The organism is Alistipes sp. An54 (assembly GCF_002159375.1).
Taxonomy (GTDB): domain Bacteria; phylum Bacteroidota; class Bacteroidia; order Bacteroidales; family Rikenellaceae; genus Alistipes; species Alistipes megaguti.
Map to the genome: position 1 here is coordinate 12847 of NZ_NFIA01000020.1, position 23692 is coordinate 36538.

Below are 23692 nucleotides of genomic sequence, written 5' to 3' on the forward strand. Positions count from 1 at the left end.
ACCGACAACGATGAAACGAATACTGCATATCATCACGCTTTTCGCAGGCCTGAGCCTGGCATCGTGTACCGAATGGCTGACCGACAAGGGTCCGGGGACGACCGAACTGGGCGACTTCTTCACCAGCGGCGAGACCGCCCTGCAGACCGTCAACGCGGCCTACGTACCGCTGGCCTGGGAGTTCAACAACACCTACTTCTGCGAGTGGTTCATCGGCGACGTCGCCTCGGACGATGCGCTGAAGGGCGGCCAGAATATCGGCGACATGGCCGACGTCTACGACATCGAGAACTTCAAGACCGTCTCGTCGAACACGCTGCTGCTCGACTTCTACCGCGCCCAGTATCAGGGCATCGGGCGCTGCAACCTCGTGCTGCAGAACGTGCCCGGCATGTCGACCGACGAGACGATGGACGAATCGACCCGCGAACGGATCCTCGGCGAAGCCTATTTCCTGCGGGCCTACTACTACTTCCGGCTGGTGCGTCTGTTCGGCGGCGTGCCGCGGGTCGAGACCCCGATCACCTCGTCCGACGACTGGCGTCAGCCGCGGGCCTCGGCCGAGGAGATCTACAGCCTGATCCTCTCCGACCTGGACAACGCCCAGCGCCGGCTGTGGAAGAAGAGCGAATATGCCGACGAGGATATGGGACGCGCCACGCGGGGTGCAACGCTGGCCATGCTGCTGAAGGTCAACCTCTACATGAAGAACTACGATGCCGCCCGCACGTGGGGTGCCGAACTGCTGAAGATGGGTGACAACGAGGGCGAATACTCGCTCTGCCCCAACTATGCGGACAACTTCACGCTGGCCGGCGAGAACGGTCCCGAATCGGTCTTCGAGATCCAGTACATGGAGGATCCGACCTCGGACTACGGCGAGGGCTACGGCTACACGCGCGGCACGATGACCACGTCGCTGACCCGCTCGCGGTCGACGATCATCTTCTCGACGACGCGCACGGGCTGGGGCTTCAATCACCCGACGCAGGATCTCTACGACGAATTCGAGGAGGGCGATCCGCGGCGCGACGTGACGATCCTCAACCCCACGGACGACCAGATCGTCACCCCTTCGGAGGAGATCTACCTGGGCAACCGCTATCTGAACCGCAAATATGCCATGATGACCGACAATGCCGGCACTCCCTACCGGCTGTCTCACGCCACGCGTTCGCCGATCAACAACAAGCAGATCCGCTATGCGGACGTGCTGCTGATGTATGCCGAGGCGTGTCTGGAGAGCAATACGGATCTTGCGGCCGGCCGCGAGGCACTCAACCGCGTGCGGCGCCGCGTCGGGCTGGGCGACGTCGAACTCACGCGCGAGAATCTGCGCCACGAACGGCGTGTCGAGCTGGCCATGGAGGGCCACCGCTGGTTCGACCTCTGCCGCTGGGGCATCGTCGGCCAGACGATGAAGGCCTACATGGCCTCCGAAAGCGAAGAGGCCCGCGCCCAGATGGGCACCTTCGTCGAGGGCAAGCACGAACTGATGCCGATCCCCTCGGAGGAGGTACGGCTGGGGAGTCTGGTCCAGAATCCGGGCTATTGATTCGGTTTTCCAATGAGAAATCCATAACCTCTTAATGTTTCATTCACTAAAAACTAAAACAACCATGAAATCTGCAAAATTTCTGCTGATGGCCCTGGTGGCCATGGCATTCGTCGGCTGCGGCAGCGACGACGACAACTCGGCCTCGACGCCGAAACTGGCTACCCCGACCCCGACGGTCGACCAGAGCACGATTACCGCCACGTCGGCCACCGTTACGTGGAGCGCCGTGACGAATGCCGCCTCGTACGAGGTGCAGCTCAACGGCGCCACCGTACAGACGGTCACCTCGCCTTCGGTCAGCCTCACGTCGCTGACGGCCGGCACCTCCTACACGGTCGGCGTACGCGCCGTTCCGGCCGACACGCAGAGCTATTCGGCTTCGGACTTCGGCACCTGCACCTTTACGACGACCGGCGAAGGCGGTGAGGGCGGCGAAGGGGGCAACACCCACGCGTCGCTGTCGGGCAGCAACTACTACCTGATCTCGCTCGATGCGGCCACCTACGAGACGATCAAGGACAAGGTGGTAGCCGACTTCCGTCCGAACGATACCGACTGCTTCCTCTATGACTGGGCCTCCAACTTCTCGGACGGCACCAGCGCAGGCCCCAACTTCTACGGCGTGGTAGACTCGTGGGTCAACATCCAGATCGGCACCGCTACCGGCTGGTTCGGCGCAGGCTTCTTCTCGACCAACCTCGACAACATCAAGAAGCTCGCGCAGATCGATGCCGACGTCAACAACTACTACCTCCACATGGCCTGGAAGGGTACCAACACGGGCAACTACGCCGTGAAGCTCTATGACGGTGTGATCGACGGCTGCCCGGTTATCGTGAATGTCGACGACGAGTACGGCTTTGCCCGCGACGGCGAGTGGCACGAGATCGAGGTGCCGCTCAAGTACTTCTACGACAAGGGTCTCAAGTATCAAGAGACCGTTCTGACCAGCCTCGCACCCGATGCATCGGGCAACGTGGGTCTGAACATCATGGCCATCACGCAGCCCGACGACGGCACGATGCCGCAGTCGCTGCAGATCGACGCCGTATTCATCTACAAGAAATAGGCGCGCCGAGAGACAGGAACAGCGGGTTTGAATGCACCCGCTGCTCCACAAATACCGAAAACGAAAACCGACAGAAAGATGAAAAGAGTGCTTTACACACTGGCCGCAGCGGGCATGCTGTGGCTCTTGCCGACGGCCTGCGGCGACGATCGCGAGCCGGCCTCCGGACCCGAAGGCTCCGATTCCGACGCTCCGATCGAGGGCTACACGAAATACTGGGCCGAGGAGTTCGACGGCACGACACTCAACACGCTCAACTGGAACATCGAGACCGGGCTGGCGGCCAATCAGGAGCTGCAGTACTACACCGACCGCAGCGAGAATCTGCGCGTGGAGGACGGATGCCTGGTGATCGAGGCCCGCAAGGAGTCGATGGGAGGCCGTGCATACACCTCGGCGCGGATCAACACGAAGGGGAAGGTGCAGATCAAATATGGCTACATCGAGGCCCGGATCTGGCTTCCGGCGGGTCAGGGCACCTGGCCGGCCTTCTGGATGATGGGCACAGGAGCCTCGTCGTGGCCACTGTGCGGCGAGATCGACATCATGGAGCACGTCGGCAAGACCCCGGACAAGGTGACCCACGCCCTGCACACGATGAACGCCAACGGCAACAACGGCCGCAACTGGAACGGCTCGACGACACTGGCCGAAGCCGAGGGACACTGGAACACCTACGGGCTGCTCTGGGAGCAGGAGACCGACCAGGACTACGGCCGCATCACCTTCTACGTCAACGGCGAACCCTCGACCTGGAAGTTCCAGCCGCAGGGAGCCGACGAGTATGAATGGCCCTTCGACAACTACTTCTACGTCATTCTGAACCTGGCCATCGGCGGCACGATGGGTGGCGCGGTCAACGATGCGATCTTCGACGATGCGGTGCTCATGAAGGTCGACTACGTGCGCATGTGGACCCGGAGCAGCGCACAGTGAAACGAGAATCGAACAATCCGCATACAGACATTGCACCCATGCACTACAGACCACACATGTACACCCTTGCAAAGAGGTTCCTGGGAGCCGGAATGCTGCTGCCGCTGCTCTTCGCATCGTGCAGCGAAGAGGACAAAGAGGGCGGACAGCTGACCGCACCGACCGTCCTGCTCATCCCTAATTCGATCGGCATCGACGGCTTCGGCATCCGCTGGAGCGAAGTCACCGGGGCCTCCGCCTACGAAATTCACCTCGACGGCACCACTCTGTCGACGCAGAGCAGCACCGCGTATACCTTTACGGGACTGAACGAAGCGACGACCTACACGGCCAGTGTCCGCGCCCTGTCGGATACAGCCGTCGCCTCGGAGTGGAACGAGATCCGCGTCCGGACCTACTCAAACGAGGATATCATCCGACTCGGAGCACCCGAACTGACGGTCGAGACCGCCTCGCTCACCCCGACTTCTTTCACCGTCACGTGGTCGGCCGTAAGCCATGCCGACCGCTACACGTGGACGCTCGACGACGGCCAGCCGCAGAGCACCGCCGAATGCCGCATCACCTGCACGGGGCTGACTCCCGCCAGCAGCCATACGCTGCGCGTGAGGGCCGAAGCCGGGGCGAGCAACTACACGGCCTCGGAGTGGAGCGAGATCCGCGTGCGCACGGCCAGCGAAGATTCGTCGGAGATCGAGGTTCCGGAGGGCTACCGGCTCGTCTGGTCGGATGAATTCGACGGCACGACGCTCGACGGCACGATCTGGAACATCGAGGTCGACGGTTCGGGCGGCGGCAACAACGAGCTGCAATACTACTGCGAGAAGGGGGTCAGCGTGGGGCCCGAGCCGGAGAGTGGCGCCAACTGTCTGATCCTGACCGCCACACGCGAGAACTACCAGAACCGTCAGTTCACCTCGGGACGCATCAACTCGAAGGGCAAGTACAGCTTTACCTACGGACGGCTCGACGCGCGGATCCGGATGCCGCAGACGGCCAACGGGCTGTGGCCGGCCTTCTGGCTGATGGGCAACGACTTCGACCAGGTGGGATGGCCGGCCTGCGGCGAGACCGACATCGTCGAGATGGGCCACGCCACGGGAATCAGCCGGGGGACCCAGGACCGCTTCTTCAACGGCGCCTGCCACTGGGGTACGGCCTGGAACAACAAGGGCGACTATGCGCTCGACACGACGGCACCGTACAGCATGCAGGACGGCTTCCACCTCTACACCTGCATCTGGACCGAGGACGAGATCGCCATGTACTACGATCTGGACCTCGATCCGAACCGGAAACCCTACTACCGGATTTCGATCACCCGCACGGCGGGTTACGAGAGCGATCCGCTCCACGTGGGCAACTACTTCCACAAGCCCAACTTCATCCTCTTCAACCTGGCTGTCGGGGGCAACTTCCCGGGATTGTACGAGGCGGCGCAGATCACGGCGCTGAACGACGGTCCGGCCAGCATGTATGTCGACTACGTACGGCTCTACGCCGAGGAGCAGTAGCCGGCGCAGGCAGAGACGACAAGGTCCGGAAAGGAGCCGCCCGAAGGCCTCCTTTCCGGACCTTTTGCATCGACGGAACGCGCCGCGGGGGTGGTCACATCGCCTTGCCGCGTCCGACGGCCTTTACCGCGCAAACGTCACGCGGACATTGCCCCGGCCCACCGCCTCGGCCAATCCCGAGGGGTCATCCAAACTTCCTAGCTAGGTGTAACTGTACGACGGGCCGGCATCCGGCTTGACGTCCCGACTGAAGGTCCGGTTACTATTTGTTGGATGCGGTCTCTGCGGTCTCGATCCGGTGGCTCAGCCGAGCCGGGACTCTGTCGACGATGGTATTCGGCTTGACTTCGCGCGTTGCGACAGCTCCGTCGCCGATCGCCCCCCCCCCGTGGTCCTGGAAATAACATCCGGCATTAATGAAGACGTTGCGGCCGATGTGGATGTTCTGTCCGAAGCCGGTATGGGGCGTCGGGTCGACCGGGCGTCCGGACAATCGGCCTATCAACTCGCGCAACTCCTCCTGGGAGGATACTGTTTCAAAGAGTGTGTTTGGGGGCAAATAAAAAGTCTACAGATTTTTTAGATTTGTCGAGGCAAACATTCGGAGCGGGAAAATGGCCTTCAGGATCTGTTGGAGATCTTATTGGAGAGTATGATGCTTTCGGAACGCCGGGAATATCTCCGGGAAAACTCCGCATCAGGGAATAAATGCAACGGCTTCCGACCGGGGCATAGTTACGGTCATGGCCGTACGCTGACGTTCCGGATACCCCGTGATCGCTACGGGAATTTTCATCCCCAGATTCTGGCGATCCTGCGCCATCAGGAGGATGAATGCGAACGCCTGCCGGAACGTTGTATACGAAAGGTCTTACACAAGAACAGGTCGGCGAGGTATTCCAGGATATCTATGGCGAGCACTACAGCAAGGCGAGTATTTCGCGGATGCTGGACTACCTTCGTGAAGATGTTTCGCAATGGCTCACGTGCTCTCTGGAGACTTATTACCCCATCGTCTTCATCGATTGCGTACATATGAAGATCCACCGCAAGCGGAGCGTAGAAATAGAAGCTTTTTATGTGGTGCTTGCCGTGCGTGAAGACAAGCGGCGTGAAGTGCCGGGGATCTTCAATAAGCCCACGGAGAGTGCCTTGGGCTGGGTGAGATGCTCACAGAACTGCGGGAACGAGGCGTTCGGGAGATCGGCCTGGTGTGTGCCGACGGGCTGAAGGGTCTGGAGGATGTCATCAGTACGGTCTTTCCCGGAGCCCCGCTGCAACGCTGTACGACGCACTTGAAACGCAATCTGCTGAGTTGCGTGCGCAACGGCGACAAGGGAGAGCTGGCCAAGGATCTGCGGCAGGTCTTCCGTACGGGAGATCGCAGCTATACAGAAGAGAGGGCCTAGGAACAATGGCAGAGACTCTGTGTGAAATGGGAGCAGGATTACCGCAGTTTTCGACGACGGGCGGAGGATCCGGCCTACAAAGCCCACTTCACCTATCTGAACTATGAGGCAAGGATTCAGTCGAAGATCTACACGACGAACTGGATCGAGCGTCTGCAGAAGGATTTTCGACGGGTTACACGCATGCGGGGAGCCATGCCCTGCAAGGAGTCGGTTTTGCCCATTAGCCGCAGAAACGCCCCCTCATTGAGGCTGGCTTTCCGTGGCCGTAATATGAATTTGGAGAAAATCGTTTTACTTTCTATTTTTGTATTTGAGAAGCGTTCTTTCGACTATGCAGAATCGAGTAATTCAGAGAATATTGCTCGTCTCTAAATCGTTACCTGTCGGCTGACAGATCTCTGTAAATATCTCTCATTCAGTGGATATATCTGAGACCAATGCCTAAAGCAATGCGTTGAGAGATTCTTGCGGATGCCGCAGATGTCGGCCAGCTCTTTCAAATACATATTCATCTTTTGATTACTACACACGGGGAGCAGCACACCTTGAGTTTGACAATATGGATGATCCTTGTAACGATCAAGAATTTTATTTGCCTCATCCAATAATGGAATATTACACATGTTTTTGGTCTTCTGTCGAGTTTTGCGAATCCAAACCATTCCGTTAATATCTGTTACCAAGTGTTCAGATTTAAGTTGTTTTACATCCGAAAACGCAAGTCCGGTGAAGCAACAAAAACAAAAAATATCGCGGATCTGCGCCAAGCGAGGAATCGAAAATTTTTTACTTAAAAGAGCCTTCAATTCTTGTTTTTCAAGGAATTCCCGCTCTACTTCATCTAAATGGAAGCGGATTTGTGCGAAAGGATCTTTTTTCATCCAACCATTAGCCAAAGCTATTCTGACAATCTTCTTGAAATTGGCAAGATATTTTGTCGTCGTATTATGACAACATTTGCGGACTGTTTTGAGATAAAACTCAAATTCCTCGACAAATTGCTTGGTAACCTCTTCCAAGTAGCAATCCCCTTTCTTATAGGTGTTGCGCATAAACTCTTCAATCAGACGTAAGCATGTTTCATATCGAAGAACGGTATCAGGAGCGAAATTGATACCGATAAGGGCTCTGCACTTTTTATTATGAGCATGGAAAACTTCCATCAAGGTATGACGATCCGTCTGATCCTTGCCCAGATAGCGATTCAGAATGATTTGGGCGGAGACCTCTTTCTTGTCGAGTTCGAGGTCCCTTTGAATCCGCAGAATGTTGGCGGAAATGGCGTCCAGGTACAGGTTCAAATCCTTTCCGCCGCGGCTTTTTTCGTTGGCTTTTCCTTTTGCCGAGTTCCAGGCGTGCGGCTCGATGAAGCGTTTGATCGAGGCGTCAGCGCGTTCGTCTTCTATTGATCTGCGGAATAGTGTGTCCGTTCAACTCCGGCCACTGCCGCCCATCAAGGTCACAGTCCGGGAGCCGTGGCCGGTAGTTATCCGGGAACCGGCCGACACGGTATGGAAAACACTACCAGCCGACACGGCGGAGATCATCGCCGATTACTTCCGGGAACGAGACTATCGCCTCGACTTCTCGACCGACACGACGGGCGTGTTCCTGGTCAATGCCACGGTCGGACGCAATCGGCTGCTCACGGCCGAGGCGACCATCGAGCCTCTGCTCCGTGAGGTATCCACCGTGCGGACGGTCTACAAAACCGTTACGCAGGAACCAAAGTGGTCTGTCGAGATTGAGGCTGCAGCCACCTTGCATAATCAGTGGGCCGGAGTATCGGTCAATCGAAACTTCGGCCCCTTCTCTCTCTCCGGTGCGGCCGGATATGATCCGTTCCGCAAAGAACTTGTGTTCGAACTTCGCGGCCGGATTTCGCTTTGGCGGAGCCGAACGCAAAACTGATAGCCTTATGGAAAACTTATTCGCGAAAATCAAAACCGCCTGCCAGACCGTGGTGGTCTGGCTTAACCAGTGGGCGAAAGACCATATCCTCCATTTTGCCGTGGCGGATAATATTGCCACGGTGTCCGGAATCATCCTGTCTTTCATCTTCGGATGGATCTTGTCGCCCGGATGGATCGCGGCGGCCGTGGTCTTCATTACGGCGGCGGCGATCCTTCTCAAAGATTGTTGGATCGACGACTCGGCCGACTGGCGGGACATCCTCGCCGGACTGATCGGACTTGCCTGGGCATTGCTCAAATTGTGGCTCTTCTGGCTTGCCATTGTTCTCGTTCGATGATCCGTCAAGAAAAAGCCCCGACCGAAAGGCCGGGGCGCTCTCTTTATAGATGAGCTGTCAAACAAATACTACAAAGAGAGAGAAGACAGTTCGGACCCCAAACGGTGCAGGGCCTCCTCGATTCGTTTCACCTGGGCCTCCCGGGGTTTCGATTTCCCGTGGGCGTAACTCCAAAGCTGTTTGGGGTTGATCCCGGACAACCTCCCCAGCGCGGCCGGGGTGATGATCCCGGCGTAATACTGGAGGAGCGATTGGGTGTCGAACTTATACACGATCTCATATTCCCCATCGAGCCATTCCGGGTATTGGTAGCCGTCTTCGCGGCTCGATTCGACAAAATGCCGGATGGATTGTTTCAGGTCTTCTTTGGCAGCTTCGGCCGTATCTCCCATGCCGGAAAACATTTCGTCGGTGCAATAGGCGCTGAATCCGCCGTCGCTGTTCTTTTCGATAATAGCTGTAATCTGTTTCATCTTATACTCCTTTCTCCCGGTTTCGGGGGCCTCCCCCCCCCTCGGGTTTTTTCGGGAGGGGCCTATTTCAGCCCCATCTCCCGTTTGATTTTCTTTTCAAGTCCGGTACCCACCTCTTTGCCTCCGTGAAACGGAACCGGGTACCTGACTCCGTTTTTTTCGTAGATCACGTGGCTCCCGCTTTGTCGGACGATCCGCCATCCGTTTGCGAGAATCAACTTTTGTAGCTCACTCGATTTCATTGCAGTATTTGTTTGACATCACAAAGATAGATATTTTTCTATTGTTTACAAAATATTCAATAGATATTTTTCTATTATTTCACAGATCACCTCTGTAATTACGAAGCGCCGGATTCGCCTTCTTGACTTCACGCGGGGTATAGGCGTCCGTAATCTGGAGGGAGGAGTGTCGTGCCTGTTCCTTGACGGATAGGGCGTCGAGTCCGGCCCGAAGCATCGCTGTGATTCCCGAATCTTTCAGCGAATAGAATTTGTATTCAATGGGGAAATGCAGTGCCGGTGCGACGACATTTTTCCAGTAGTCCCGGTAATCCCTTTCGCTGCAGTATTCGGCTCCGGGGCGGAATCCCTCCGAGAAGATGTAGAATGAACTGGGTGCCGAAAAGTAGCCCAGATCGATCATCAGTTCGAGGATCTGAACGGGGATCGTCACGTTGGCCGACTTCTTGTTCTTCGAGATCGAGGCGTCGATATAGACGGTCTGCTTGGCCACGCTGATGTCAGCCAGGCGCAGCTTCGCAATCTCGCGGGGGCGGATCAGCAGGTAGTGCAGGAAATAGCATACCAGCAGGAAGGGGCGGTTGTTCGCCTGAAGCCAGTCATGCAGCCGCTTCATGTCCTCCGGCGCGATCCCCGTGCGCTGTTTCTGAACGACTGCTTTCCGAAGGTTCTGCAGCCCGGCCGTCGGACGGTCCTTCAAATACAGGTGCTGGACGAGGAAGGTGCTGAATGATCGGAGGAACGCCAGCGCGTTGTTCCGGGTCGATGGGGAACTTTTCCGTTCCAAGTAGACATAATCAAGGAAGCGGACGCAGAATGTCCGGTCGAACTGATAGACGTAGCGGATCGGGGTTTTCCGGGTGTTCCACTTTTCGAGCATACCCGCGAAACTCATGTAGCAGTGGTGGGTAGTCTGTCGGTGAACACCGTCGTTGAGCAACTTCGTGATGTGCCGTCGATAGTGGGAGAGGGCGTCCTCGAATAGCTTGTAGCAGTTGTCGGCCTCGGCCTCGACCCACGGGTTCCAACCCGATTCGAGTTGCGTCGAAAGTCGATTGCATACCTGGGTCGCATAGCGACGTTTTTGTGCCGCCGTGCCGACCGAGTTGATCTTGATGCGCTTGCGTCGCATTTCGCCCCTTGCCGGGTCGAAGGCGTAGAAACTGATATACCAGCAGGAGCCGGTATGCAGCCGTGGATAGGTGTACGAGAGAATTTCGTCGAGCGCTTTGCTTCGCGCGGTTCTGACAAGCAACATTTTTTTACATTTTCGTGCACGGAACCCGGACAAAAATGTAGAAATATTGATTTTCAGACCATAGAGACGGGGAATTCGGTGAAAATATACTGTCCCGTTTCTGTCCCGTCTGTTTTTGGAAAACGCTCGCAATTTGTTGATAATCAACAGATTGCGAGCGTTGGAGTGGAGAATACGATAACTGAACCCATATCGTAATCGCCAATATGTCAACGTGTTAAGATTGTAAAAATTTTTAGATACACCGAATAGGCCACAACCTATTTTCGCTGTTTTCCCTTGTATTCACTTGGTTGTTACAAAGTTACGAAAAATTCCCGGATTTTGCAACCGAATTGGAAACGAACCTGCGGATTTTTTTATCGTTTTTGAGAATGTTATGACGTGTATAAATGTTTATAAATCAATATATTATATGCAATGGTTGGACCCGGTGCCCAATCTGATATTTTCAGCCCTTGTAACATTCCCGGAAGGTGACACGGGGGTTCAGTAGGGGATTCGGAAGTAGTCGAGCGTGGCTTAACGGTTATTTTGTGTTGGCGAGCATTAAAAGATCGTATTACTCATCAAGTTTTGGGTAATGATGTTTGTGTCGTTATCTGTAATAATAATCTTTATAATGCAAGTAATAAATATTGATATATAAATTGTAAACTAGATTATTATCATTATATTTGCATCGTTATCACTTGTGTTGATAATGATGCATATTATGGAAAATGATGAGAAATGCTGAAAACAATATCTATTGCAGGTGTTCCTGTCAATCTTGATAAAATTGGTCGGGATAAACTGAAAGGGCTAACTCTTGATCTAATATTGAGTTTCCGGTTTTATTATGCGGAATTCAATAAGCATCCGTTGTGCCTCGTTGAAAATGCTGATTTGACCCGTACATACACGCCGATGCGGTATGCTCGCATTGCTAATCAGATTGAGCGGATTCTGGACATTCCAGTTGTATTCATCTTGCAGTCTGCGCCATTTTATATCAGACAGCGACTGATTGAGCAAGGGGTTTATTTTGTCGTATCGGACCGTTATGTGTTTCTTCCCGGTATGCTAATTAATGAACGGATTCGGAAAAAAGAAGATCCGGAGCATCAACTATCCCCCGTAGCTCAATATGTCTTGTTAAATTATTTGCTTCATCCTGATCTGAGCGAATTTACCTTGCAAGAGCTGCAATCTCGTATTCCGTATAACTATTTGGCTGTATCTCGAGCTGTTGGTGAATTGGAAAGAAAGCAATTGCTGCAGGCTCGAAAAGACAGGAAGACAAAATTGATCTATTCCTCCATGTTGCGAAAGGATCTATGGAATAAGGCCATGCCCTATTTTGTGTCGCCAGTTAAAAAGATCGTTTATTCGGACGAGGTAGGAGGTGATTCTTTTTACATCGGAGGTGTCAGCGCCTTGTCTCACTACTCATTCCTGAATGCTGACGACCAGATCACATTAGCTATTTGGGAACGGGATTATGTTTCGGGAAATTATTCCTTCTCGGAGTGGGAATCGTCGGATTTCAAGTATAAGATTGAAATCTGGAAATATTCCCCTGAAATGAAAATTGGGCAACAGGGATATGTCGACAGATTGTCGTTGTATTTGTCTTTGCGCGAAGACAGGGATCCGCGGGTAGAAAAAGAATTGGAGAATATAATTCGTGAAATATGGCAGTAAGGGGTCTGGATAAGTTTAGGGAGTATTTTGGCGATTTCCAGGATAACTATGTGATTATAGGAGGTACGGCATGCAGTATTATGCTGCGTCATGCAGATATGAAACCTCGAGCCACGAAAGATATAGACATGATTCTTGTTGTGGAACGGATGACACCTGAATTTGGCCGTCGATTTTGGAGTTTTATCCATGATGGGGATTATGAACAGAGAGAGAAAAAACGAGGTGAGGGGAAAGAGCCGAAGCCTGAATTGTTTCGGTTTTATAGACCTCGGAACGAAGAGTTCCCTTATCAGATAGAACTTCTGTCCAAACAGCCGGAAGTGCTGACTGTTCCCGCTGGTTGTCATCTGACCCCGATTCCTGTCGGTGAAGATGTGTCGAGTCTGTCTGCAATCCTGATGGATGAAGAGTTTTATCAGTTTGCATTGGCCCACAGTACGATGGAAGAGGAACTGCATGTTGTTGATACAGTAGGTCTGATATGTCTGAAGATGAAGGCATACCTGAATCTTTCCGAACAGGAACCGCCTGCACATAGCAGTGATATTCGAAAACATATGTCCGATGTTTTCAAGCTAATGGCAAGCGGTTATATTGCAGAGCCGATAGAATTGTCCGAAAAGATGAAGAAAGACGCAGTTGCCTTTGTGACGAAGATGGAATCATTGATGCCTAATCAACCGTTACAGGCCAGCATACAAAGAGATGCTGCCTTCATCGAACAAGTATTGCTGGAAATGAGACGCATATTCGCTTTATCATGAAAATACAATACGCTTCCGACCTCCATTTGGAATTCAAGGAAAACAGCAATTTCCTGAAGCATCATCCATTGATTGTTTCCGCAGAGATTCTTGTGCTTGCCGGAGACATCGGGTATATTGGGGATGATAATTATTCGAGGCATCCTTTCTGGGACTGGGCATCGGAAAACTACAGACAAGTAATCGTTATCCCGGGGAATCATGAATTTTACAAGCAGTTTGATATTAGCAAACTCTATGACGGGTGGTCTTTGCAAATACGAGAGAACATATTGTGTTGTTACAATTCCGTAATCCCGTTAAACGATGAAACGGAGTTAATCGCAACGACGTTGTGGGGTCGTATCGGATTGCAGGATGCCTTCCGAACAGAATCCGTCATTAGCGATTTTCGCCGGATACGTTGGGCTTGTGAGCCTTTGGATTGGGTCAGATTCAATGAAGAGCATGATCGGTGTTTCCGTTTTCTGGAGCAGCAAGTGAATCGAAGTAAGGCAAAGCACATTGTTGTCGTTACCCATCATGTCCCATCGTTCGAATTGGTGGCTCCGGAATTCAAGGGTAGTCCGTTAAATGGTGCATTTGCGGTAGAATTGGGAAACTACATTGCCGCAAGCCCAATCGAGTACTGGATTTATGGACACTCTCACCGTAACATAGACAAAATAATAGGGAATACACGATGTGTCAGCAATCAATTGGGATATGTTTTTGGTAATGAGCATTCGTCGTTCAATACAAGTGCCTATATTGAGATCATTGATTGAAGACCAGGTGGTACGGAGGGTGAGTAATACCTCGGATGCGTTGCGGTTTGGTGTCGCATGATACCGTGTTCAACGAGATGTGGGTGGTGTCACGGGGTAGCATGTGCCGTAATACTCATCCTGCTTTTGAAGGACTGTGGTCAATAGGGTGTATGGAGATAAAACTTGTACGTTATCTGCATAAGAGATTACAGGCCCCTTTATTTTGCTTGCGCAATTATCTCCTCGAATAGTTCAAAAATGACTCTGAAGTAGGTGAAAGAGACCTCTTTGAAAGATCCGGTTTTGTGGAAAATATTTTTTGCAAAATTATTTTTGGATAAGGCAATATTTTCATCGGATCCGTTTTTTCTCACATTGCTATCCAGAATCTTCGGGTATTTGCACCTTAGCTGATCTCGCCGATTTGCATAATATACCTCTTTTAGTTTGAGATGGCACCCTGAATCCGGATCAAACTCTTTGGTCGTATATAACCTGCGTCCATTCTTGTCTTCTTTCAACAAATCTTCGTCCGGATAAAAATGTTCTATGCATATTTCGTTGAAATCACGATGTTCCGGAACAGGAAGGAGCGCTGAATAGACATTTGCTTCCCAATGTTTGTAAGATTTATCTTTTTCAGCTGCTTTCTGAATATATCTAGGAACATCTCTGTCGAACAGATAGATCTCGATTCGATTGTCCCTTTTGGCTTGTGGCCGGGTCTGGCACATCTGCAGTAAGTTGTCATTGTTGATATCCAAATCGGATCTCCATTTAAAGAAATGTAGATCCAGATCGGAAAATTCTCCCTGTTGATGGAACCAGGATAGTGCAGCTTCCAGGTGAAGAGGGTCTGTCTTGCCTTCACAAAAAACGACAGTAGTACCTTCTGGGGCGGGAATGTATTCAGGAATCGATAGCTTGATATTCGAATCGAGGCTTGTGATTCGGTAGTAGAGTGCGATATACACCCGATTGCCTATTCTCTTCATTTGCCCGACGTAATTTAACATACCGGTCAATTCGTTCTTGAATGCTATTTCTGGGTAATCGGGATGTTTGTGCTTGTAGTTGAACTTCTCAAAGTGCTCTTTCGCAGCCGCTTCAAGACCATATTTTTCCCAAGCATGCAACATGGCCCGGATGCGCATGATATATTTTCGAGGAACGTTGATTCCGGCATTGACAATCAGTCCGGTAACCTCCTGTCTGTTTGTTCGCAGAGCATATCTTGTCTTTTCCTCGTTGATGGTGAATCCATTGTCCTGAAAGATCTTTCGCAATGTGTTGGACAAGACGATTTTATGCTCTTTGATATGACCTACGGCCGTCGGAAGAAACTGTAGATTGGTTGAGAAGGTAATATCATCCGCATATCGGCTGTAATTTATTTTGTGTTTGCGGGCAAAGGCAATCAGCTCATTATCCAATCTGCGGCAAATGTAGTTCGAGATGACTGGCGAGGTTGGTGCACCTTGCGGCAATTTCCCGTCATGACAGCAGATTTGCGCCATAGTCGTGGCTACCTCGTCATTGAATCCGAACGGAGCACTTTTAAATAGACCTCGGACTCGTCCGAAGTTGATGGAGGGAAAGAAATCTTTTAAATCCAGATTGATGACAATTCGCTTTCTTCGATGAATATAAGCATTGGTTTTGATACTCCTCTCTTTGACATAACCATGCACACAAAATTTGGCAGGCTGATAGTTCTGCAAAATATGCGATAAACGTTTCTGAATTTGTTTAATGCCGGAGATTGGAGCATATATCTCGCGCGTCCCTCCGGTTCGCTTGGGAATGTCGTATTTTTTGTATTGTTGTTCGGGTGGTAGCTTGTATAAATAATAAGCGAGCATCTTGAGGGAACTCCCCAAGCGTTCGGCGAGTTCTCTTTTAGTTGTAACCGCTTGGAATGTGGATTGGATGTCTGGCATTTCTGTTTGCATAAAAACAGCATCTGCTGAATATTCTACTTAAAGTGTCAAACGACATCGAAAGCACACAGTCGAAAACCGGGAACGAACAATGTTCTGACATTGTCATAATCGCCGTAAGAATACAGCGAAAAATCAATCATTCAGCAGATGCATATCAAAAATAGGAAATTTATCTCCATTTTACAAATCTTTCGTTACGTGCAGAGTGTGTGATGTTATAGAATCGGGTCATCTTCTCCTTCTCTGCATCATTATTTTGCTCTAGGACGCAGGCAACGTCCGACTCGCGGTATCGTCCCTAGTCAAGGCCGTGTGTGTCAATTTGGTATCTCAAAGCATTTTGTGACTGTCGATGATGTTGGAAGCAATGCCGCTCGCCATACTTTCTCTGAATAGCATGAGCCTTTAGATGGTGTCCTTGCCGAACTTTGCAGTAAGAACCGAACCTAAAAAGCTATTGTCTTATCGGCAAGTTAAGTGGTGATTTCCAATCCCAGAATGATGTTTTTTTGCCGATACCGGCAAGTTGTGGAGGTTTTGCTCCTGCTATTTGATGGACTGCCGGGGACAAGAGATGTCCGGGTTTCGGATCTGGCAAAACATATAATTGATTCAAACACTGATAACCGAGTTCTGGGGTTGTCCCATTTTTGCCGTGGAAACCAAACCCGACAAAGATGGAAAATCAACACACGGATGACCTGTCCCGCATCCTGCGGACGGTCGAAGAGATCCTCGAGATTGTACACTTCATGAAGGATCATCGGAGCCAGCTCGAAGGCGATCCGATTCTCGATTTTGCGGAGGTCTGCCAGTTGCTCCGCCAGAGCGAACGCCAGGTGCGCCGCTTCCGCGAACAGGGGCTGCTCGTCGGCTTCAACATCGGGGCCCGGCGCATGTACCTGCTCTCCGAGGTGCAGGAGTTCATCCGCAAGATGCGCCGCCGCGGAAAACTCGAATCGTTGAATCAATAAATCTGTTACCCATGGAAAACAAACAAAATCCCCGGATCTATCGGCTTGTACCCTCTGAACAACTCGAACGCCTCATTAAGACGAATTTCCTTTTGAGCAAGGGTCTGTTGCTTTTTGAATACCTGTGCAGTCAAAGCGACGAGCCGCTCTTCCTGACGGCCGATGCGGCCTGCGAAGTCCTCGACATTCGCCCCGAGACGCTGACCCGTTACCGTCAGAAACGGTTGATTCGTCCCAAGATCTATCGGCGGCAATTCCTGTACAGCGCCTACGATCTGCTGATGCTCGTTTACCGGATCAATCAGCGCAATCTGCAAAATGCACTGCGGCGTACTCCCCGGATTGTGGTTGGAGCTGATGAGCAAAAAGTTTGACAGTGGGGTAGAAGGTTATTCCGCAAGTGCCGGCCTCGGGCCAAGATAGCGGCGTGCCTGCACCTTGAAGTCCCTTTTCGCACGATCTCCACCCATCCGGGTCGTATCGTCCGAAAAGAGCCTCCGGTTGGTCCCGCCGCTATGTATCTGCCCGTGGCCGGCACCTTCTTTCCTAAATGGAGCCGGTCCATGGACCATATGTCAAACATCAAAATGGATTTGGTATGATTGACCTTCAGAAGCACATCTGGGAAGGCTGGACCGTCGGAGATTTTGTTGAACGCCTTACTCCGGAATTGGATCACATTATGTCGGGATGCAGCTGGCGCCGACCCTTTACCACGAAGCAGGAACTCGCCATGTGGTGCCGGGAGAATCAGCCCTACTACAAAAAGCACATTCCGGGCGTTGTCGCCTATTTTGCCCGGAAGTATCGTTTACATTGATAGTAGCAGGAGATGATTTACTACCACCGATTTTACGTCGAGAGCCTGTACCCCGAAAACCGGCGGAGGATTCTCCTCTGGCTGTTCAGTACTTTTAGCGTCTACTTGTGTGAAGCGACGCCTGCGGGTTATAAGGGGCGCTTCTATACGAAGAATATCCGCTTTCCGAAAGCCGCTTTCCGTGATTTGACCTTCAGCCTTCGAGGCGACCGCTCGTTATGTCTGTGGGTTATCTCGTATGACTTGCACACGCTTTATCTTGAGCGGAATATCTATGTCTATGGAAAGTGGCTCGATAGATAGCTGTCTTTCTTTGTGGCTATTCAAACTGCATATATCCACATGCGGCAACATGTGGAGAAGAAGAACTAGTTCTGGTAGAGAAAGAAGCTATTACTCTTCTGTAAAAATGTGTTGAATCATCTCTGATATTATCTTTAAGGCGGTTAGTCTGTAATGCATTATTATTGTGCTTGAAGATTTCGGAGAAGTATTATTGGCTTTATATACTAAATCCTGAGAATTGCGCTCGCCTGCAATTTGAGCGATATATTTTTCGATGTACGGTTAAATAACTGTTGACTATCAATAGTTTACGGTCTAAAAGATGGGGGCTTCGAAAGTTTACTTGTTTTTTCGCAAAAAATCGAAGATTTAACGATTTTTTTCATCGTCTTCCACCGAACAGAGGGGGAAGAGGTAAAAACAGCCCTTTCGGGCCCCGACAGACCCCGTCTGCAAAGATAGGGCATGTCGGGGTTTATTTCGCCAAAAAGGGCTGTAAAATCGAGAGTGGATTCACGTATATTTTCGGATTCCAAGTGATGTATTTGGTGCTTGATTGGAGTGGCCGTTAGAGAAGGTCTTTTACATCCGGATTGCTTATAAGATTTGCAGCCAAAAGAAAAATGGCTGAGCCCATTTGCAGTGGCGCAGCCATCTCTTTTCTTCCCTTATTTTGACTTTACTTTAATGAACGTAATATGAATACGAGGATAAAGTAAAGTCGATGATTTCATAGAAAAGTGTAGTTCTCAAGCCTCAATTTTGATGGAAAAGTGTATAATGAGAGTCTGATTCGTTGGAAAAAGTGGAACGAATTCGATTTATTCGCTTGAAAAAGTGTTGAACTGCTTAAATATCATATCTTCTATTCTTGCGAATTTTACCTATAACACATCATTAAATAGGTAAAAATAGTATGTTTGCATATTATATGATATGTTGAGCTATGACAAAAAGTACAATGGGTACCAAGTTGCCCAGAAAACTGGAGCAGAATATGCAGATAGTGGGGGGCAAATCAAACTAGCTAGACTGCGCAGGAATCTCAGTATGGCTCAGGTTGCCGAACGCGCAACCTGCTCACAGCTTACAGTTGGCCGGATTGAAAAGGGCGCACCGACAGTAGCTATTGGCATTTATCTCCGAGTTCTCTATGCGCTTCAACTGGATGATGATATACTTCTACTTGCCAAAGAAGACGCAATGGGAAAGGCCTTACAGGATTTAAGTTTGAAAAAGCGAGAGAGCATCTAAAAAAGAATAAGCCCTGAAACGACTACTCTAATTTAATTTGCCGAATACCTAGTTATACTAAAATTATTAATGCTGTGCGAATGCAACCAACATTGACGATTACGGAGAAGAAAAAAGAAACCAGCATTAGCGTAATTACTACTCAAAAGTTATCGGATCAGTTGACCTGGAAATAGTATGTGAAGCAGGAAGAGAAAGAATGGGCTTTGATAGTGTTTTTAATCCGATGACATATCATTAATAAGTTATATGTAGTCATTGATCTCTAAATAATAAAGTGCAATAATGGCAAACTTGATTTCATACTTTACTAAAAACAGTATTTTGAGCGCAAGTGCAGGGCTTGAGATATATGATTTTACAGGTGATTCTACGGCTTTTGTACAAGATTGTGTACGGCGTTTTCGTGAGGCCTATATAAGTGAAGAAATGCTTGAAAAAATTATTCTAAAGTCCAAAAAGACGACAAGAAAAGATGCCATAGAACGACGACTACCTCAAAAGGCATCAAACAAAGCAGGTGATTTTGGCGAGATTCTATCATATTATCTATGGACAGAGACGTTTGCAAGTGATGCAAATATACGCCCAATGAAAATCAGGTGGAAAGAGCACCCAGACATGCCTAGTCATTTGGTAGATGTTATCCTCCTCAGACGTGTAGATGAAGACAATGCCTGCCCTGATGATAAGATGTACACGATTGAATCTAAAGTGTGGACATCGACAATGAAAGAAGGTCATAGTTCTTTGACGGACGCTTTAAGCGATGCTATTAAAGACAAGACAGAACGTGCCGCAAAAACAATACCTTATCTTGTGACACAATATGAGCGAGATGATGAATACGATTTGGCAGATCAGGTTCGACGGTTTGGTGACCCCGTAAACTATCCTTATATTAAGGAACATTTTGCGATAGCAATAGTTGAGTCAACCCAAGCGAATGATCATATTGCAAACTTTGATAAGGTCCTGCAAGCAGCAAACACTAACATTCCTGTGTATTTGCTGCCTATTGCTCATTTAAAGGATATATATAATCAACTTTACCTCAATATTCCGAATAACTGATGGCAGACATATTAGAAAATTGGATTAATGATGCAAATGCGTACGAATTACTCAATACCTACAGGATTGAGCAGCAGGAGTTATACCCATTTGTAAATAAAAGTGAAGATTTCTATATCTCATTGTTGAACAGGATGTTCTTTACCATGAGGAATAGGAAACAGACGTCGGAAGATAAGAAAGAACGTCTTTTGCGGATAGTAACAGGTTTATTGATTTATTCTGAAGAAACAACAGCAAGCAATTTTAATGGTGTAAACCGAAATAACAATCTTCTTTATATTGCAGCGATTTACTATCTATGTGAGTATAATGCACTGTCGCAGTTGTTTATGTGGAGAGCGAAGGGGTATGAATTTGAAAATGAATCTGCTCAATTGCTTTACAGCATAATGGCCGGGTCTGAGAAGTATGCAAATAAAGAGAATGAACTCTGTTTGCTATTGAAAGAATATATGTTGACAGGGAATGAAGGTGCACTAAATGCTATAGATGATAGGTTGCGAGAGAAGATAGAACACAATGTTTATCTTGGCTTGGATGATTTTTTTGATACACAAGTGGTTGTATGGGTGCTGAAACGCTTCCGTGAGAGTAATCTATGGAAGATATTAATTCCTCATGGCGGTAAAGAAATTTGGGGAGAGTATATAGCATACTCTGTAAAAAATCATATTTATACGTTGCTGCCATCACAAGAAGATGCCATAAGCAAAGGTCTTTTAGACTATACTCGCTCGTTTAGCCTCAAGATGCCAACAAGTGCAGGTAAGACTTTTCTTACTGAGTTATTGGTATTTCAAGAATTAAAAAATAATCCAGATGCAAAAATATTATACTTAGCTCCATTGCGGTCGTTAAGTCGTGAGTTAAAAGAACGCTATGGTAGGCTCTCGTATGAATTCAACTTTGATTTTCGTGCCGCTTATGGTGGTTGTACTACATCCGCTGAAGAGGAAACTATCGAGAATGCCAAATTACTCATAGCTACACCAGAAACTTTCACGACGTTGGAAGATACAATAGATGACCTCACGGAAGGCTATACTTTGGTAGTATGTGATGAAGGACAACTGTTAGAAGATAGGAGTCGAGGTGTAAACTATGAGTTGTTATTGACTCGCTTGAAGAGAAATGAACATGTTAGATTCCTTTTTATCTCTGCAATTATACCTAATATCTCTGATATAAATCGATGGCTTGGAGGGGCAGTTGGCGAAGTGGGGAACAGTACATATAGACCGTGTAAAATACGATTTGCACTGGCGATGGAAGCGGATGGTCATATCGTAGTTCAATACGCTAATGATGCAATAGACGACTGGTCGGTAAAAGTTAATGACTTTTTAAATGATAGGCAGGCAAAACAAGTTGGTACAACCCAAAGATCATTGAGTTGTGCTCTATCCCTAAAGGCAATGGAGGCGGGGCCAGTAATGCTTTATTGTTCTATGAAGGATGGCCCTCGTGGTTGTGTAAAACATGCGGAAGAGCTCTTAAATATGCTAGGAGAGTCTGTGTTCAAGAATCCATTCTCTTTCGTTCAGGATGTGGATTGGCTATCTAAAGTTGCTGAATACTGTGCGTATCAATTTGGCGATGACTATCGTCTTACTCAATGTGTGAAAAAAGGATTTGCTTATCACCATGGACAAATGCCTCAGGACATTAGGGAATTGATTGAAACCGCTATAGCAAAGAAGTCTCTACAACTTGTGGTATGTACAAAAACACTTTCTGAGGGTATTAATATGCCCATTAAGACAGCTGTGCTTGCAAATATAACGAATCCTACTGACGGAACCTTCAAAAATACTCTTGAGTTGAGAGACTTGAAGAATATTGTAGGAAGAGTAGGCAGAGCTGGTAAAGAGTCATATGGTCTTATCCTGCTACCTATTAAGGGTAAAAACACAGAACCTCTTGAACGAGTAATTCGTGTAATTAAGAATGAGGCGAATGTGGAGCGAGCAAATGGGGCGCTATATTACATAGTACAGCAAATACGTAATAATGGATTAGTAACCGATGAAGACATCAATGCCTTTTTAGAATCAGAAGGTGTAGCAGAACAGATAGATACGTTGATTAATCTCAATAAGGATGATACGGAACTTATTGATATTAATTTGGATAATATAATAGAAGATTCTCTTGCATATTATTTAGGTGATAAAGAGACAAAGAAAGAAGTTAAAAAGATCTTTACTATCCGCTATGAGCATCTACGAAATACTCTGTCTAATGATGAATATGACAAGTATTTGCATATCGGGTTAACTCTTGCTGACTATGAAGTGTTGAAACGACTATTTGCTGATAAGACGACTGACGATTTTGAGATACACGGCCCAGTGGATGTTAGTTGGATTCACCTGATGATAGAAACAGTATATGCTTTGGAATCAGTGAAACATGATTTGACTTATATTTCGAAGTCGAAGCCATTGTTCGGAATACATAAAGATTTAACATTAGCAGAAAGAATTCTTACGTGCTGGATATGTGGAAAACAATATGTGGAGATTGCAGCTGAGTGCGGATGCTCGATTGAACAAGCAGCACTCTATGTTGACTTTATTCAAAGAATTATAGCTGTGAAGGCGCAAGCTATTGTGTCATACATCGAAGAAACCTATCAGATTGAATCTACATTGATGCAACTTTGGCCAGATATGGTTAAACGAGGTGTTTCTGATAAGAAGGCTCTCTGGATAATTGATTCTGGCTTGGGTGACCGTGTTGTGGTTAATATGCTGGCATCTTACTTTGATGGTTATAACCTCTATGAGGATGATAAAGCCATATTTTTACATGTTATTACTCATAGTGCAGCTATAGATAAATATGTGATGGAAAGTCCTATTCCAGTACTGCTAAAAGAACGGTGGAAGCAGTATGTGAGGTCTAATGATTAGATGTAAAATAATGGCAACTTTAGCTGAATTATACGAATTCCTTGAGAAAAAACAGGATGATAAGCAAATAGATAGTGCGTTCTCGTATGAGGCATTTTCACTCGAAGAAAGATCCCAAGCACGGCTTGAGATTTTTTCGTGGTGGGAAATAGAGCGGCTTGTAGAGGATGAGAATTGCCTTATGGATAAGAGTTTTGCTGTGGATTATTGTAAGCAACCGGTGAATACCGTATTGATTTAGACAGGCAATATTACTATTAGGTTCGACTAGGTCCAACTTGTATAAAGTTGGCACAAGTCGGACCTAGTTTGTGCTACTTTGATCGATTTGGTTTTTCTTTGCCCAGCTTCTTGGCAGGAGCCCCGCGAGGTCCTTGTCGTCGCGCTGCTAGTAAGGCAGTTTGCTGAGGACATCCTCCATCCATGTTCTCGGGTCAACCCCTGCGGCCCTGCAGGTGCCTATGAGGGAGTATACGATGGCTGCCCGATATGCAGAGGCGTCGTTGCCG

The 23692-nt window shown here is 48.9% G+C and carries 20 protein-coding genes and 2 pseudogenes; 17 read left to right on the forward strand and 5 right to left on the reverse strand.

Annotated elements, in window-relative coordinates; translation table 11 throughout:
• Positions 1-10: 10 nt before the first annotated feature.
• From B5G09_RS12740 to B5G09_RS12755, 4 genes are all read left to right on the forward strand, one after another.
• Entirely contained in the window at positions 11-1555 is a 1545-nt protein-coding gene (locus B5G09_RS12740) for a RagB/SusD family nutrient uptake outer membrane protein (protein WP_087405467.1), read from the forward strand.
• A gap of 64 nt (positions 1556-1619) precedes the next feature.
• Positions 1620-2627 (forward strand): fibronectin type III domain-containing protein, encoded by a 1008-nt coding sequence (locus tag B5G09_RS12745; protein WP_087405468.1) that lies wholly within the window; start codon positions 1620-1622, stop codon positions 2625-2627.
• Between the two features lie 78 nt (positions 2628-2705).
• Positions 2706-3563 (forward strand): glycoside hydrolase family 16 protein, encoded by an 858-nt coding sequence (locus tag B5G09_RS12750; protein ID WP_143256565.1) that lies wholly within the window; start codon positions 2706-2708, stop codon positions 3561-3563.
• Positions 3564-3601: 38 nt separating this feature from the next.
• Complete coding sequence (locus B5G09_RS12755; RefSeq protein ID WP_087405470.1) at positions 3602-5077, forward strand: family 16 glycosylhydrolase; 1476 nt, start codon at positions 3602-3604, stop codon at positions 5075-5077.
• Between the two features lie 262 nt (positions 5078-5339).
• On the opposite strand, the gene B5G09_RS12760 is transcribed toward B5G09_RS12755, so the two are convergent.
• Positions 5340-5636: a hypothetical protein gene (locus tag B5G09_RS12760; RefSeq protein ID WP_087405471.1), complete on the reverse strand. Its 297-nt coding sequence runs from the start codon at positions 5634-5636 to the stop codon at positions 5340-5342.
• A gap of 275 nt (positions 5637-5911) precedes the next feature.
• On the opposite strand from B5G09_RS12760, the pseudogene B5G09_RS14455 reads away from it, so the two are divergent.
• Positions 5912-6861, forward strand: a pseudogene (locus B5G09_RS14455) (IS256 family transposase).
• Here the strand turns inward: B5G09_RS14455 and B5G09_RS12770 are convergent.
• Positions 6858-7895 carry a site-specific integrase gene (locus tag B5G09_RS12770; protein WP_087405472.1) on the reverse strand — a complete coding sequence of 346 codons (1038 nt, stop codon included), beginning with the start codon at positions 7893-7895 and terminating at the stop codon, positions 6858-6860. The pseudogene B5G09_RS14455 and the gene B5G09_RS12770 sit on opposite strands and share 4 nt — an antisense overlap.
• On the opposite strand from B5G09_RS12770, the gene B5G09_RS12775 reads away from it, so the two are divergent.
• Positions 7855-8400 (forward strand): hypothetical protein, encoded by a 546-nt coding sequence (locus tag B5G09_RS12775; protein ID WP_143256567.1) that lies wholly within the window; start codon positions 7855-7857, stop codon positions 8398-8400. The two genes, B5G09_RS12770 and B5G09_RS12775, sit on opposite strands and share 41 nt — an antisense overlap.
• A gap of 7 nt (positions 8401-8407) precedes the next feature.
• Positions 8408-8740 carry a hypothetical protein gene (locus B5G09_RS12780; RefSeq protein ID WP_087405474.1) on the forward strand — a complete coding sequence of 111 codons (333 nt, stop codon included), beginning with the start codon at positions 8408-8410 and terminating at the stop codon, positions 8738-8740.
• Positions 8741-8808: 68 nt separating this feature from the next.
• Here the strand turns inward: B5G09_RS12780 and B5G09_RS12785 are convergent, their stop codons facing one another.
• Together B5G09_RS12785 and B5G09_RS12795 are read right to left on the reverse strand one after the other, a co-directional pair.
• Positions 8809-9213, reverse strand: a complete 405-nt coding sequence (locus B5G09_RS12785) for a hypothetical protein (protein WP_087261692.1) — start codon at positions 9211-9213, stop codon at positions 8809-8811.
• 321 nt (positions 9214-9534) lie between these two features.
• The gene (locus B5G09_RS12795) at positions 9535-10713 is read right to left on the reverse strand and encodes a tyrosine-type recombinase/integrase (protein WP_087405475.1); all 1179 of its coding nucleotides are present in this window, start codon (positions 10711-10713) and stop codon (positions 9535-9537) included.
• Positions 10714-11445: 732 nt separating this feature from the next.
• Between B5G09_RS12795 and B5G09_RS12800 the strand changes: the two genes are divergently transcribed.
• The 3 genes from B5G09_RS12800 to B5G09_RS12810 are packed head-to-tail and all read left to right on the forward strand — an operon-like array spanning position 11446 to position 13933.
• Positions 11446-12399 carry a hypothetical protein gene (locus B5G09_RS12800; protein ID WP_087405476.1) on the forward strand — a complete coding sequence of 318 codons (954 nt, stop codon included), beginning with the start codon at positions 11446-11448 and terminating at the stop codon, positions 12397-12399.
• Positions 12390-13166, forward strand: a complete 777-nt coding sequence (locus B5G09_RS12805; protein ID WP_087405477.1) for a hypothetical protein — start codon at positions 12390-12392, stop codon at positions 13164-13166. The genes B5G09_RS12800 and B5G09_RS12805 overlap by 10 nt, the downstream gene beginning before the upstream one ends.
• Positions 13163-13933, forward strand: a complete 771-nt coding sequence (locus tag B5G09_RS12810; protein ID WP_087405478.1) for a metallophosphoesterase — start codon at positions 13163-13165, stop codon at positions 13931-13933. Before B5G09_RS12805 ends, B5G09_RS12810 begins: the two co-directional genes overlap by 4 nt.
• A 200-nt stretch (positions 13934-14133) precedes the next feature.
• Here the strand turns inward: B5G09_RS12810 and B5G09_RS12815 are convergent, their stop codons facing one another.
• Entirely contained in the window at positions 14134-15855 is a 1722-nt protein-coding gene (locus B5G09_RS12815; RefSeq protein ID WP_162608286.1) for a reverse transcriptase domain-containing protein, read from the reverse strand.
• Between the two features lie 680 nt (positions 15856-16535).
• On the opposite strand from B5G09_RS12815, the gene B5G09_RS12820 reads away from it, so the two are divergent.
• From B5G09_RS12820 to B5G09_RS12855, 7 genes and pseudogenes are all read left to right on the forward strand, one after another.
• Positions 16536-16832 (forward strand): helix-turn-helix domain-containing protein, encoded by a 297-nt coding sequence (locus B5G09_RS12820; protein ID WP_087263913.1) that lies wholly within the window; start codon positions 16536-16538, stop codon positions 16830-16832.
• Between the two features lie 11 nt (positions 16833-16843).
• Positions 16844-17206 carry a hypothetical protein gene (locus B5G09_RS14005; RefSeq protein WP_087263911.1) on the forward strand — a complete coding sequence of 121 codons (363 nt, stop codon included), beginning with the start codon at positions 16844-16846 and terminating at the stop codon, positions 17204-17206.
• Positions 17207-17430: 224 nt separating this feature from the next.
• The gene (locus B5G09_RS12830; protein ID WP_087405481.1) at positions 17431-17652 is read left to right on the forward strand and encodes a hypothetical protein; all 222 of its coding nucleotides are present in this window, start codon (positions 17431-17433) and stop codon (positions 17650-17652) included.
• 1231 nt (positions 17653-18883) lie between these two features.
• Positions 18884-19191, forward strand: a pseudogene (locus tag B5G09_RS12840) (helix-turn-helix transcriptional regulator).
• Positions 19192-19476: 285 nt separating this feature from the next.
• Positions 19477-20265 (forward strand): Hachiman antiphage defense system protein HamA, encoded by a 789-nt coding sequence (locus B5G09_RS12845; protein ID WP_087405483.1) that lies wholly within the window; start codon positions 19477-19479, stop codon positions 20263-20265.
• Positions 20265-23183, forward strand: coding sequence for a DEAD/DEAH box helicase (locus tag B5G09_RS12850; protein WP_087405484.1), 2919 nt, complete (start codon positions 20265-20267; stop codon positions 23181-23183). Before B5G09_RS12845 ends, B5G09_RS12850 begins: the two co-directional genes overlap by 1 nt.
• Positions 23184-23193: 10 nt before the next feature.
• Positions 23194-23424, forward strand: coding sequence for a hypothetical protein (locus tag B5G09_RS12855; protein WP_087405485.1), 231 nt, complete (start codon positions 23194-23196; stop codon positions 23422-23424).
• Positions 23425-23692 lie beyond the last annotated feature (268 nt).

Excerpts from the sequence above, each read along its gene's own strand:
- B5G09_RS12855 (WP_087405485.1), top strand. The coding sequence starts at position 23,194 with ATGGCAACTTTAGCTGAATTATACGAATTCCTTGAGAAAAAACAGGAT.
- B5G09_RS12755 (WP_087405470.1), top strand. The coding sequence starts at position 3,602 with ATGCACTACAGACCACACATGTACACCCTTGCAAAGAGGTTCCTGGGA.
- B5G09_RS12780 (WP_087405474.1), top strand. The coding sequence starts at position 8,408 with ATGGAAAACTTATTCGCGAAAATCAAAACCGCCTGCCAGACCGTGGTG.
- B5G09_RS12745 (WP_087405468.1), top strand. The coding sequence starts at position 1,620 with ATGAAATCTGCAAAATTTCTGCTGATGGCCCTGGTGGCCATGGCATTC.
- B5G09_RS12805 (WP_087405477.1), top strand. The coding sequence starts at position 12,390 with ATGGCAGTAAGGGGTCTGGATAAGTTTAGGGAGTATTTTGGCGATTTC.
- B5G09_RS12830 (WP_087405481.1), top strand. The coding sequence starts at position 17,431 with ATGATTGACCTTCAGAAGCACATCTGGGAAGGCTGGACCGTCGGAGAT.
- B5G09_RS12785 (WP_087261692.1), bottom strand. The coding sequence starts at position 9,213 with ATGAAACAGATTACAGCTATTATCGAAAAGAACAGCGACGGCGGATTC.
- B5G09_RS12815 (WP_162608286.1), bottom strand. The coding sequence starts at position 15,855 with ATGCCAGACATCCAATCCACATTCCAAGCGGTTACAACTAAAAGAGAA.
- B5G09_RS12750 (WP_143256565.1), top strand. The coding sequence starts at position 2,706 with ATGAAAAGAGTGCTTTACACACTGGCCGCAGCGGGCATGCTGTGGCTC.
- B5G09_RS14005 (WP_087263911.1), top strand. The coding sequence starts at position 16,844 with ATGGAAAACAAACAAAATCCCCGGATCTATCGGCTTGTACCCTCTGAA.
- B5G09_RS12820 (WP_087263913.1), top strand. The coding sequence starts at position 16,536 with ATGGAAAATCAACACACGGATGACCTGTCCCGCATCCTGCGGACGGTC.
- B5G09_RS12775 (WP_143256567.1), top strand. The coding sequence starts at position 7,855 with ATGAAGCGTTTGATCGAGGCGTCAGCGCGTTCGTCTTCTATTGATCTG.
- B5G09_RS12795 (WP_087405475.1), bottom strand. The coding sequence starts at position 10,713 with ATGTTGCTTGTCAGAACCGCGCGAAGCAAAGCGCTCGACGAAATTCTC.
- B5G09_RS12800 (WP_087405476.1), top strand. The coding sequence starts at position 11,446 with ATGCTGAAAACAATATCTATTGCAGGTGTTCCTGTCAATCTTGATAAA.
- B5G09_RS12845 (WP_087405483.1), top strand. The coding sequence starts at position 19,477 with ATGGCAAACTTGATTTCATACTTTACTAAAAACAGTATTTTGAGCGCA.
- B5G09_RS12810 (WP_087405478.1), top strand. The coding sequence starts at position 13,163 with ATGAAAATACAATACGCTTCCGACCTCCATTTGGAATTCAAGGAAAAC.
- B5G09_RS12850 (WP_087405484.1), top strand. The coding sequence starts at position 20,265 with ATGGCAGACATATTAGAAAATTGGATTAATGATGCAAATGCGTACGAA.
- B5G09_RS12740 (WP_087405467.1), top strand. The coding sequence starts at position 11 with ATGAAACGAATACTGCATATCATCACGCTTTTCGCAGGCCTGAGCCTG.